10 protein-coding genes and 1 tRNA gene are annotated in these 10,944 nt (G+C 47.0%); 4 read left to right on the top strand and 7 right to left on the bottom strand.

The features are described 5' to 3' along the window. Nucleotides 1–1,107 carry a FecCD family ABC transporter permease gene (locus RA157_RS05115; RefSeq protein ID WP_350335398.1) on the top strand — a complete coding sequence of 369 codons (1,107 nt, stop codon included), beginning with the start codon at nt 1–3 and terminating at the stop codon, nt 1,105–1,107. After that, nucleotides 1,107–1,991 carry a heme ABC transporter ATP-binding protein gene (locus RA157_RS05120; RefSeq protein ID WP_350335399.1) on the top strand — a complete coding sequence of 295 codons (885 nt, stop codon included), beginning with the start codon at nt 1,107–1,109 and terminating at the stop codon, nt 1,989–1,991. Before RA157_RS05115 ends, RA157_RS05120 begins: the two co-directional genes overlap by 1 nt. Before the next feature lie 357 nt (nt 1,992–2,348). Here the strand turns inward: RA157_RS05120 and RA157_RS05125 are convergent, their stop codons facing one another. From RA157_RS05125 to RA157_RS05150, 6 genes are read right to left on the bottom strand one after another with little or no spacing between them, the layout of a single operon-like run. After that, nucleotides 2,349–3,077 carry a 2OG-Fe dioxygenase family protein gene (locus RA157_RS05125; RefSeq protein ID WP_350335400.1) on the bottom strand — a complete coding sequence of 243 codons (729 nt, stop codon included), beginning with the start codon at nt 3,075–3,077 and terminating at the stop codon, nt 2,349–2,351. A 53-nt stretch (nt 3,078–3,130) separates the two neighbouring features. Next, nucleotides 3,131–3,760, bottom strand: a complete 630-nt coding sequence (locus RA157_RS05130; protein ID WP_350335401.1) for a LysE family translocator — start codon at nt 3,758–3,760, stop codon at nt 3,131–3,133. A gap of 3 nt (nt 3,761–3,763) precedes the next feature. Continuing rightward, entirely contained in the window at nt 3,764–4,489 is a 726-nt protein-coding gene (locus RA157_RS05135; protein ID WP_350335402.1) for a class I SAM-dependent methyltransferase, read from the bottom strand. 39 nt (nt 4,490–4,528) lie between these two features. After that, a complete protein-coding gene (locus RA157_RS05140; RefSeq protein WP_350335403.1) occupies nt 4,529–5,371 on the bottom strand; it encodes a hypothetical protein in 843 nt (280 codons plus the stop codon). Then, the gene (gene ectB / locus RA157_RS05145) at nt 5,364–6,620 is read right to left on the bottom strand and encodes a diaminobutyrate--2-oxoglutarate transaminase (RefSeq protein ID WP_350335404.1); all 1,257 of its coding nucleotides are present in this window, start codon (nt 6,618–6,620) and stop codon (nt 5,364–5,366) included. The genes RA157_RS05140 and ectB overlap by 8 nt, the downstream gene beginning before the upstream one ends. A gap of 25 nt (nt 6,621–6,645) precedes the next feature. Beyond that, nucleotides 6,646–8,151: a class I tRNA ligase family protein gene (locus RA157_RS05150; RefSeq protein ID WP_350335405.1), complete on the bottom strand. Its 1,506-nt coding sequence runs from the start codon at nt 8,149–8,151 to the stop codon at nt 6,646–6,648. Between the two features lie 251 nt (nt 8,152–8,402). On the opposite strand from RA157_RS05150, the gene RA157_RS05155 reads away from it, so the two are divergent. After that, nucleotides 8,403–9,710 (top strand): SidA/IucD/PvdA family monooxygenase, encoded by a 1,308-nt coding sequence (locus RA157_RS05155; RefSeq protein ID WP_350335406.1) that lies wholly within the window; start codon nt 8,403–8,405, stop codon nt 9,708–9,710. Further along, nucleotides 9,707–10,084, top strand: coding sequence for a cupin domain-containing protein (locus RA157_RS05160; protein ID WP_350335407.1), 378 nt, complete (start codon nt 9,707–9,709; stop codon nt 10,082–10,084). Before RA157_RS05155 ends, RA157_RS05160 begins: the two co-directional genes overlap by 4 nt. Nucleotides 10,085–10,765: 681 nt before the next feature. On the opposite strand, the gene RA157_RS05165 is transcribed toward RA157_RS05160, so the two are convergent. Beyond that, nucleotides 10,766–10,842, bottom strand: a tRNA-Met gene (locus RA157_RS05165). Nucleotides 10,843–10,944: the final 102 nt, after the last annotated feature.

Here is a 10,944-nt window from a genome sequence, read left to right on the forward strand (position 1 = left end):
ATGTCTCTTGTCACGTCTTCTTCCGGTGTGCTCCATCCAAGCCGCCTGTCTTTCACGCCGGGAGATCGAAGCGGCCTTGGCCTCACGACAATTGTCGGGCTATCGGTTCTGCTGGTGCTGTGCATGCTGGTTGCGACAACCATCGGGGCAAGCAATCTGTCTGTCGCAGATGTCGTCACCCTGATCTGGTCTTCAGCAACAGGCCAGCTGAATACAGCAAGTGTCAGTGGATCTGTCATCCTCTTCGAGATCCGGTTTCCCCGTGTATTGACAGGAGCCCTGGTCGGGGCTGCACTGGCGACATCAGGTGCCGTTATGCAAGGCCTGTTTCGTAACCCGTTGGCTGATCCCGGTCTGATTGGCGTATCAGCCGGAGCCGCGCTTTTTGCCGGGGTCATAATTGTTCTTGGTGCCACTGTCCTGAGCGGGCTCCAAGCGGCTCTGGGATATTTCCTGCTGCCGATTGGAGCATTTATCGGCGCACTTTGTGTAACCGCGCTACTCTACCGCATATCAACACATGGCGGTGTGACGTCAATCGCAACTCTGTTGCTGGCGGGTCTGGCTGTGAACGCGCTTGCCGGTGCATTGCTGGGCATTCTCATCTTCATCAGCGATGATCAGCAATTGCGTGATCTGAACTTCTGGCAACTCGGCAGCCTCGCCGGGGCAACCTGGGAGAAAACTCAGATTATCGCTCCTCTCATCATGACAACACTGCTGGCATTATTTTGCCTGGGGCGTGGCCTGAATGCGCTGGTTCTGGGTGAAAGTCAGGCCCGTTATATTGGCGTTTCGACACAAAGCCTGAAACGCCTTGGCATCGTGCTGGTAGCACTGGCGACAGGTTCTGCCGTTGCTGTTGCTGGCGCAATCGGCTTCGTCGGCATCATCGCACCGCATTTACTGAGGCTCATCATTGGCCCGGACAACCGGTATCTGCTGCCTGCATCAGCACTTTTGGGCGGGACCTTTGTCGTCATGGCGGATGCTGTCTGTCGTGTGATTGTTGCTCCGGCCGAGCTTCCGATCGGTATTGTTATGGCCCTTGCAGGCGCTCCATTCTTCCTTTGGATTCTCCTCAAACGACGCGGGATGCTGGACTGATGCAATCAGGTTTTTCAGTAGAGAATATTTCGTTCTCAGCAAGCGGAAGGCCCCTTCTGACCGATGTGTCGCTGGACTGTCGACCGGGGCAGTTTACCGTCATCGTCGGACCAAACGGCGCTGGCAAAACGACGCTGATGCGTCTGTTGGCGGGAGATCAGCAACCGACTGCTGGTGCGGTTCTGTATAACGGGCAGCTTCTCCAGCGCTTCCGACCGATGGACCTCGCAAAGATCCGGGCGGTGATGGCGCAATCCGTTCAGATCAATTTCCCGTACACCGTTTTCGAAGTGGTAAAGCTGGGAACAATGGCTCGTTCCGACCTAAAGCCTGCAGAGCTTGGAGATCTTGTTCTCCAGCGATTAGGGGACGTCGATCTCAATGGCTACGCAGACCGCCTGTATCAGTCTCTGTCAGGTGGTGAGCAACAGCGCGTCCAGCTTGCCAGAGCTCTGTGTCAGATTGACGGGCCGTCTCCGGGTGGCCAGTCGCGCTATTTATTTCTGGACGAGCCGATTTCCAGTCTGGATGTCAGACACCAGCTTGATGTCATGAATATCGCCCGCAGGTTTGTCGATGCCGGCGGCAGCTGTATCGCTATTCTACATGATCTTAACATCGCGAGCATGTATGCCGATGAGCTTGCCGTGCTGAACAACGGAACCATCTATGCATACGGGAAACCAAAAGACCTGCTTTGTGAGAAAACACTTGAAGAGGTTTATGGACTGAGGATTAGGTCTCAAAATACCTTAAATACAGACACTCTGGTGTTCGCGCCTCAGATGATCATACCAGCCTGCGATATGTCCGGTCCCGATTGTGCTTCACCAACTGAAACAACTTCCGACAGATCTGATTGTCCGCCGGATGCTTGGTCTTGAGAAACGTGAAGTCTCCCATATAGTTACGGATTTTGAGCCACTTTAGCTGTTTATTACAGTGTTTTGATTTTGATAAAACGATTACGGGGACGCGCACCACACTTAACCCGCTTTTTGGTGAGCCTCACTCATTGATCGTATAGTTCAATAATATCATTTTGAAGTTTTTATAGAGCTGAATTCATGTCCATAGAGGTGTTGATCAATCTAAATGTGTCAATGATTGATCCGACACCTCAGCCCAACATTTAAAGTGAAAACCGCGTTAACGACTTTGAAAAGTGACCAGACAATGAGCATGCAGGCGACACCGTTCGACATCCATCCCAACCAGATTCAGTAATAGAAAGATCGTCGTCATATCATTGAAACTTCGGCAATCTTTCTCGTGTCACCTTCAATTCCAGCCACTTCAACTTCATAATTCGGGCCATAACGCCCAGCATCTTTATCCATGAAAGCGATAATAAGCATATCTCGAAAACCCCGCTTTGAAGGGTCTTGAAGCTCAAATTCACTTGCATAGTGATATCCAATCCTATCGTCTACTATAATACCCTCTGCAGTCTGCAACGTCCGAGAATGTACCAGGTTCTTGTTATCGTCATAGATCCGAGATTCACCACCCATTACATTGACTCGATTGATGCAGCCCATAAGCACAAAATCGACTCCGTCCCGATGTATTCCTTCCGGGGAGGATCTTCCAAATTGCTCTGGCTTGCCTTCTATGCGGATTTGATGGCAATTCACCTGTAGTGAATCCGATTGCGATAAGCCCAGTGTACTGAAACCACTCAAGATAAAAGGCCGCAGGTCTGTTTTCACCGGTGGGAAGTATCTAAGTTGGTTACCGACAAGAGGGTTATTCAAGAGCTTCTGCGAAAAAGGCCGCACAGGCAGAGATTCGAACTCCGGCTTGCCATCCTCAAATGTCAAATAATATTGTGAGAAGCGACGAGTTCTGGTTCCGTCTGGATGATAGTCATCAAAATGAAGTTCATCATAACTAGCTTGAAGCTCAGGTGTCACCAGCATTTCAATGTTCCAGTCAAAGAACTGTTTATTGTCGATAGACGCAAGCATTGTTGTTCATCCTTTCCAATAATTGCTGCTCGCAAAAATTGAGGGCAGCTTGGCTAAAAAAATAGCGCTTCTAAAACAAGAAAGGCTCCCAGCACGAAGAGAACCAAGGCAGAAAAATAATTCAAAAGAATAGTTCCTTCAGCACGTGTGAATGCAGCCGCCTGACTACAAAAGACAGCGAAGGTACACTTAGTCACGAGGCCCATGCAGGCGTAGATCAGAGCAAGTAAAATGAATTGGGTGCGATACGAAGATCCTATATCTTCCGAATTCAAGAACGTCGGAATATACGCTGCATAGAATAGAATATCTTTAGGGTTAAGCAATGTAGTGATCACACCATTCACAAAAATACGGCTGTTGGACTTCAATTCTATGTCGACTGCTTCAGCATCCGGAAGCCTACGCCGCGGCCACATTTTGTAGGCAATCCAGCCAATGTAGAGACCACCGCAGAACTGAACAACGGTAAGGAAACCTGGGAATTGCTCAATGAGACCTGAAAAGCCAAATGCGGCCACAGCGATAAGCCCATAGGAGCCGAAATTAGTACCTAATGCCGAGGCAACCCCAGCGGCCCGTCCAAGGCGCAAACTATGTGCAACAACGTAAACGACGCTTGGTCCGGGGGCTATCACAAGTAAAAATGATGTAAATAAGAAGAGTGTAAAGTCTAAACTCATATGCTAGCCCCACCTCAAGCAAAAAATAGGTTGATAGTATGCGGAATTGCAATGCTCAATATTCATGCCTAATTCATTAGCGATCTCGACCAATTCTTGTTCTCGTATGCAGCGCATCTTGGCAGTAGATTTTCTCTCACCACAGATATACCAAGTTGCCAGATAGGAATCGTCAGATACCCAGGTCCACTCTTGAAAATATCTCGATGTGCGATCAGCATTGAGTGGATAGCCATTCGGCTTAATTCTCAGGATTTCATCAAAATCACGCGTACTTACAAATAGACAGCTTTCTTGTTTGCGAGACAGCTGATCACGCATACTTGCTAGAGACAGCGCAAGCGATTCCCTGTCAGGTAAGTGGCTGATTGCATTTTCAATGCAAACAACGGCGTCAAACTCATTACCAACAAAATACTTTCCTAGTTCGTGCCATAAACAGCAAACGCTAGGAATGCTGGCGTATTGCGCAAGCTGTGCCAAACTCTTTGACGAGGCATCGCTGGCCGTGACATCGAATCCGAGCCTCTGCAAAGCAATTGCTTGTGAACCTATCCCGGCGGCACAGTCCAAGACTTTCACCGCTGAGGGACAATAACGGTCGAACAGGTCTCTCAAAATAACTTGATTGAATTCGAGCCACTTGACCCAATCCGTTTCAACCTTGTGATAATCGTCGGAAAGCTCATCATAAAAGCTCGATACATCAAATGCGGTTTTGACTATCATAGCTGAATTTCCATTAGCCACGGGATCGATTAGGCTGCGTCAGGTCCACCACAAAACGAGATCTGGGCGGCTGAAACCTATAAAACAGTGAAGTAGAAGCCTTGGCTCACCTGATGAGTTCGTTTGTTTCGTGACACCGTGAACATATCCGCCATCGATAAGGGCAATATCTCCAGTGCGCAGCCTGAAGTCATAGCTCTCATAGTCTTCTAGGGTTTCAACCTGATAAGGGTATCCAGACTTTTCGACCCCTAGAGCTTGGCGTTCTGCGATACCTGGTTTGAAATTCCAAAGACGTAAATCGCCGCCTTCAATTGGGGCATTGGCATAGAAATTTACAGCAATGACATTGTGATTTGATACCGTTTGAAAATCAAAACCAGAACCAGCCCATAGAACTTGAGCAAGATCATCGTGAGGTGCAAGTGAGTAGTCACCTTCCCCAGTCCAAGCCAGAGCTCGGCAGTAGTTTGAAGTGCCAAACACTGATCGCGACCGTTCGAGCTTGATATCATGCGTAGAAAGGACATGCCTCAACCAAAAGAAAAATGAACGAACGGGGTCCATCTGGTCGCCTAATAGAGCATCAATATCCGCCGCACTCGATGCGCATTCTTGATAGTATTCACTTGGTTCTTTGAGAAAGTGTGACGACCCAAGATAGGAACCCGCAACACCGTCTTTTCGTTCCTTACGACCCGGATTCACCATGTAGTTATTCGTGATCGTGTTTCCGACTTTCTCCGAAAATGCCCCGGAAATATGCAGCCCAGCTCTTTGGCCTCTTAGCAGCGCAAGTACTTCATGCTCATTGATAACGCCCTGGGACTGAGCGACAGACAGTGAAGGGCAAATTCCCTCTGATTTCTGTGAGCTACGCATAATTGTGTTCCTCTATACTTGAATTCAAAATGTTCAAACCAATTTCCATTTCCTCGTCAGAAATGTTGATAGGGGGAACCAGCTTCAAAACGTCCCGGTCTGCACCGGAGGTCTCGATTATCAAACCACCAGAAAAAGCCGAATTGTGAATCTTCTGAGCAATATCGCGATCTTTACACTTTAACCCGACCATCAAACCACGGCCCCGTTTGTCAGTAATAATTGACTTGTGAACTGAACAAACTTCATCGGCAAAGGCTTGCAGCTTTCTCCGATTGTTCCGTGCACTGGCCAAGAAGTCACTGTCCTTCCAAAGCTTGGCAGCCGCTGCGGATGATATAAATGCTAGGTTGCTACCGCGAAAAGTACCGCTATGTTCTCCCGGCTTCCAAAAATCGATATCCGGGCTTATTAAGACAATTGAAAATGGAAAACCGGCACCACTAAGCGATTTAGAGAGTGTAATTATATCAGGCTTGATATCTGCCTCTTCAAAGCTGAAGTAATCTCCGGTACGACCACAGCCAGCTTGAATGTCATCAACAATGAGTAAAATATTGTGGTCATCACAAATCTTTCGAATACCACGCAACCAATCCTTAGAAGCAGCAAACATACCTCCCTCAGCTTGAATAGTTTCGAGAATTATTGCTGCTGGCTTTTCAACACCACTTCCTTCGTTACTCAGGAGCGCATTAATGTATTCTAAACTATTAACACTTTCGTTTGGAAAAGAGTCATACGGCACCCGCACGACGTCATGACGCGCTACCCCGCCCAATTTGCTAGTAGAAGCAGATCCAGAAACTGATAGGGAGCCAAGACTCATACCATGAAATGCATTTGAGAATGCAAAGACACTGCTACGCCCGGTCACTTTCCGAGCAAGCGCTAAGGCCGCTTCATTTGCATTAGTTCCCGTTGGGCCTGGGAACTGAATCTTATAATCCATACCACGAGGTTCAAGAATGTATTCATTGAATGTTTGGAGGAAGCTACGCTTGGCAGTCGTATACATATCCAGCGACATTTGGATGTTACCATCTCGGAGATAATCAATGCTTGGTGCTAGAATTTTCGGATGGTTGTGGCCATAATTCATTGCACCAGAGCCAATCAGAAAATCAATATAGCGGGTTCCATTCTCGTCCCAGATTGACGCACCGTCGGCGCGTGAAAACACCGCCCCATAAACAGGGCCATACCTACAAACATTGGATTCTCTATTCTGAAACTCCCTAATATCCATCAGCTCTTCCTATCAAATTTTGGTATTATCTCTTCCAACTAAGTGCGGTCGGGTCCTTTGCAGCAAGCTTTGCCCCCAAGGTCGGGCAAAGGGGCTGAATTGCCTCACCAATTTTCAAAAGGCTGAAATTTACTATGCATTGAGAACTCTCAGTTCCTTTTGGACGAACAGCTCTCTCAGCAGCCCATTGCAAAGACCGTTCAAAGGTCTCAGCAACATGGCGCAGCTCAAACTGCTCCAATTGGTAGCCCTGCACCATATGAGTGCATACATTGTCAATTGCCCGTCGAGTCGCTGGTGAAGGCGAAGCTACACAATTGCGAACATCACGAGTTACCTCGGACAACAGCCCATACATAACTTCCAGAGGTGCTATGATTTGGGTTTGTACCCAATTCTCAAAATCGTTTTGAGAAAAACTGGTGATTTGGCAACTCGGGTTTGTTCTGGCCAAATAGAGTCGAACAAAATCTATGTCATACTTTGCCGATATATCCTTTGCCCAAATCAAATGATCTTTGCTGGTTGAAAATTTGCTTCCATCCAACTCGTAGAATTCATTGGTCACGAGAGCTGCAGGAAGTGGAAATTTCTCACCCATCGCAAAGGCTATGGATGGATGCACAATACCGTAGAAATAGGAGTTATCGAATCCAAGGAACTGAACCAATCGACTGCCCGATGGGCTGGTATTCAATCTGCCCACAACATCTTCAAAGCGTGTCGATCTCTGGCTACCCCGCTCCAGCGCGTAAATCTGCCCAGCATAAATCTCACCCCATGGATTGAGGACTTGACCCTCCGCACCGGGAAATGGTGCAGGAATACCCCAGGTAGACGGAAAAGTAAGTGGAAAGTCGGCAAGTGGTTTCGATAATAATTGCCTCATCAGCCTGTCTAAACTTGGCCGACTATGAACTTCATTATACAATAAGTTTGCGAGTTGAGAGCGGTACCTTTCCAATTCAAGGCAGTAAATTTCCATCTCAGCTTCGATGGGGGCCTTTCCAAGACTAGACTTAGATGATGGTGTTACTAAGCTACTAGGGAGGTTGGGATGCCCACATGTCTCACATATACCACCAGCTGTTACTGCAAGACAGGTGGGGCAACTACCGCTCACGTTAGCCTCAAATAGCGCTACATTTGTTTCCGGGCAAAGCAGTACGGGAATGCTCTTTCGGGCAACTGCGCCTGTCTCAAATAGCGCCGTGAAAAAGTCTTGAATGAAGACAATATAATCATCAGCCTGCCGGACGAGTGCTGGTCGCAAATTACAACTCGCCATAGTCTCAAGCATACTCCTAAAAGCGGAATCAATTAGGGATGCGGGTGTAATCCCGCGCTCCAGAGCTTTCGATTGGACGTAGCTTTGATTGTCATCCGTAACAAAATGATACGACGGCGTGCGACCGGCGAGCTCTTCTGATCGAAAAAATACATCTGCCGCCAAGTACGGCCCTGCAAGATGTCCTACGTGGAGATCACCATTAGGCGTTGGGGGAGGCGTGGTAATTTGGCGCTGCAACAAAACGAATACCCCTTACTAGAGTAACAATTATGAGTACTATAAGTAGCAATTATCAACTTAATTTAGATTCAATTTATAACACATCATATAGATGATCCATTCAACCGATTGATTTATATGTATTTTTTTGTTTTTTTAAAATTTAAGCTATTTGGCATTTCCCTCTTTACGGGAATTCGTAATCGAGTCATAACAAAACTACCATAGGTTTTAAAGAGAAAATTTTCTATCTCATGCAAAAGAGGTGCGCGATGACAAAGGAGTTTGACCTAATTGGCGTTGGTTTTGGGCCCGCAAACATAGGTCTCGCTGTTGCACTCGAAGAGTTTAAATGGGAGGGATCACTACTCTTCTTAGAAGCAAACTCAGGTCCGACCTGGCAGCCCGGAATGCTTCTTGATGGAACTGATATTCAGCACAATCCACTTCGGGATTTTGCCACTCTGCGTAACCCTTCCAGTAAATATGGGTTCCTGCAATTCTTGAAGGAACATGACCGACTATACGAGTTTCTGAATCTGCATATGCCCTACCCACTTAGGAAGGAGTATGCCGCTTACGTGAGATGGGTAGCCGAACAATTCTCAAATTTCGTCCGCTACTCTACCAAAGTAATCGACTTGCGGTTTGAGACAGGCGGTACAATTGCCGTCAAAGCGTCAGATGGCAGCACATTTTATACGAACAGCTTATCCTTAGCACCGGGGCGCTCGCATGCCATACCAGCCGCATTCAACGGGCTCAATTCCAAACGTGCTGTTCACTTTTCAAAGTATAACGAAGCAATCCAAATGCTAGACCCTTTTGAGCCTGGAACAATTGCTGTCATCGGAGCAAGCCAAAGTGCTGCTGAAATAATATTGGATATTTCAAAGCGATTTCCAGAACATAAGCTTGTGAATTTTCAACGCAATCAAGGCTATAGACTGAAGGACACCAGTCCTTTCACAGAGGGGATGTTCTTTCCGAGTTTCACCGACCAATACTACAACCTTCCAGATCATCTAAAGGATAAATTAATTCAATCTCTGTGGACAAGTCAGTATTCGGCTGCCGACAGTGACGTAATTACTAAAATACACAACAGAGTCTACGAACAACGCCTTGACAATCGCCAACGTTTATTCATCTCAAACTTCACTGAAGTTAGTTCGGCCACGGTCGCAACCAATGGAAAGATAGATTTATCAATTACTGCGCTTGAAACAGGTGAAATCTCAAACCAACAGTTTGACCTTGTAGTTTTCGCAACAGGATTCAAGAATTTTGGCCCGCACGAAACACAGGAACCATACCACCCTCTTATGGAAAATTTGATGTCATTCGCGACAACCGATGACAACGGATGTGCGAATATCACCCGTGATTATAGATTGCAGCTAAGGAAAGCGTATGCCGGTTATTCCGACGTCTTTCTGAATGGCCTATGTGAATCATCACATGGGTTCGGTGATGCAGGTTCTTTCAGTCTTTTATCCGATCGCGCCGATAAGATTAGCAAACGAATTATTGAATGTACTAAGGAAAGAAAACCTCGCCTAGTTGGAGAAAGCAAATGATGCATGGGAGTGCAAAAAATCAATTCGTAAAATCAGTTCAAAACACAGCCCCTTCGCATGAATACAACTGCAAGCTCTGGCGGTTGTTTCCATGGTTAAACAGAATTGAAACACTGAAAGAAATTAACGGCTTTGGCGCGATCTGGGTTCAACTTGACCCAGACCATCATGTAGAAGCTCATCAGCATGATGAAGAGGAGGCTTTCATTGTCATCCAAGGCAACGCAACTCTAACAATCGAGGATAATATATTTGAAATCCATCCGAAGGATGTTGTTCATATCCCGAGAAATGCCATGCATCAGCTATCTAACCACTCTAAGGTCGAACCATTTATTATGATTGATCTATATTGGGACCAGGGGTCACAATAGGTTGTGATCAGCATCATCAAGGGCGCCGTGCTACGAGTCCAAAAAGGAGGCAAATACCTAGGGTCGTTTCCTCGGCCAATCAGCATTGGAGATTTAGCCCAAGCTTCGATCTCATAACCAACAGCAGACGATAGCCGCGTTTAAGAAAGCTGAGAAGTGTATCTTTACGTTGCTATCATACCGTGTTGCAATGCGCCTCTATTTCTTCGCCTCCCAAACATCCGTTCGATGACATTACGTTGCTTTTTTGCCCGGCTGGTTCTTTGCTTTTTTGCTTGTGTTCAAGTTTTATCATCTACGGTTTTGTGCGTTTTACGAGGGTCTTCATCTTACTGTTCTTGCGTTTTGGATCACAAAAACCCCCGCTGGTTGGTAGCGGCTTTTGTTTTGGGGTGTATAGTCTTTGCTTGTGGTTTTGGTCCTTATCCGCTTCTGGAGGACTTTTTCCTTATATAGCTGTCATCTAAAACGCCAACGCCCCCGCTTTGTAGCGAGGGTTTTGATGATTTGGTTTTGGGGACAGGATTTTTCGTTCGCGTTGCTCCGCTGCGCCTTCGCACTTCGTGCTTGTCGTGAACCTTGGTAATCCGCGCTTTTTGCGCGTCTTACGAGGCTCTTCATCTTACTGTTCCTGCATTCAGAATCATCAAAGCCCGGCACGATGGCCGGGCTTTGATGATTTGGTTGCGGGGACAGGATTTGAACCTGTGACCTTCAGGTTATGAGCCTGACGAGCTACCGGGCTGCTCCACCCCGCGTTTGTCTTTTTGCTGCATCAGTTTTGTTTTTTCCGGGTATTTTGTCGAACCCGGTTCTGATGCTTTGGCCATCCTTGCTTTGCTTCGGTTGGCCGGGGCTGC

It is taken from the genome of Coralliovum pocilloporae (assembly GCF_030845175.1).
Taxonomy (GTDB): Bacteria; Pseudomonadota; Alphaproteobacteria; order Rhizobiales; family Cohaesibacteraceae; genus Coralliovum; species Coralliovum pocilloporae.

Coding starts and splice junctions, on each gene's coding strand:
- RA157_RS05115 (WP_350335398.1), top strand. CDS start 1: ATGTCTCTTGTCACGTCTTCTTCCGGTGTGCTCCATCCAAGCCGCCTG.
- RA157_RS05120 (WP_350335399.1), top strand. CDS start 1,107: ATGCAATCAGGTTTTTCAGTAGAGAATATTTCGTTCTCAGCAAGCGGA.
- RA157_RS05125 (WP_350335400.1), bottom strand. CDS start 3,077: ATGCTTGCGTCTATCGACAATAAACAGTTCTTTGACTGGAACATTGAA.
- RA157_RS05130 (WP_350335401.1), bottom strand. CDS start 3,760: ATGAGTTTAGACTTTACACTCTTCTTATTTACATCATTTTTACTTGTG.
- RA157_RS05135 (WP_350335402.1), bottom strand. CDS start 4,489: ATGATAGTCAAAACCGCATTTGATGTATCGAGCTTTTATGATGAGCTT.
- RA157_RS05140 (WP_350335403.1), bottom strand. CDS start 5,371: ATGCGTAGCTCACAGAAATCAGAGGGAATTTGCCCTTCACTGTCTGTC.
- ectB (WP_350335404.1), bottom strand. CDS start 6,620: ATGGATATTAGGGAGTTTCAGAATAGAGAATCCAATGTTTGTAGGTAT.
- RA157_RS05155 (WP_350335406.1), top strand. CDS start 8,403: ATGACAAAGGAGTTTGACCTAATTGGCGTTGGTTTTGGGCCCGCAAAC.
- RA157_RS05160 (WP_350335407.1), top strand. CDS start 9,707: ATGATGCATGGGAGTGCAAAAAATCAATTCGTAAAATCAGTTCAAAAC.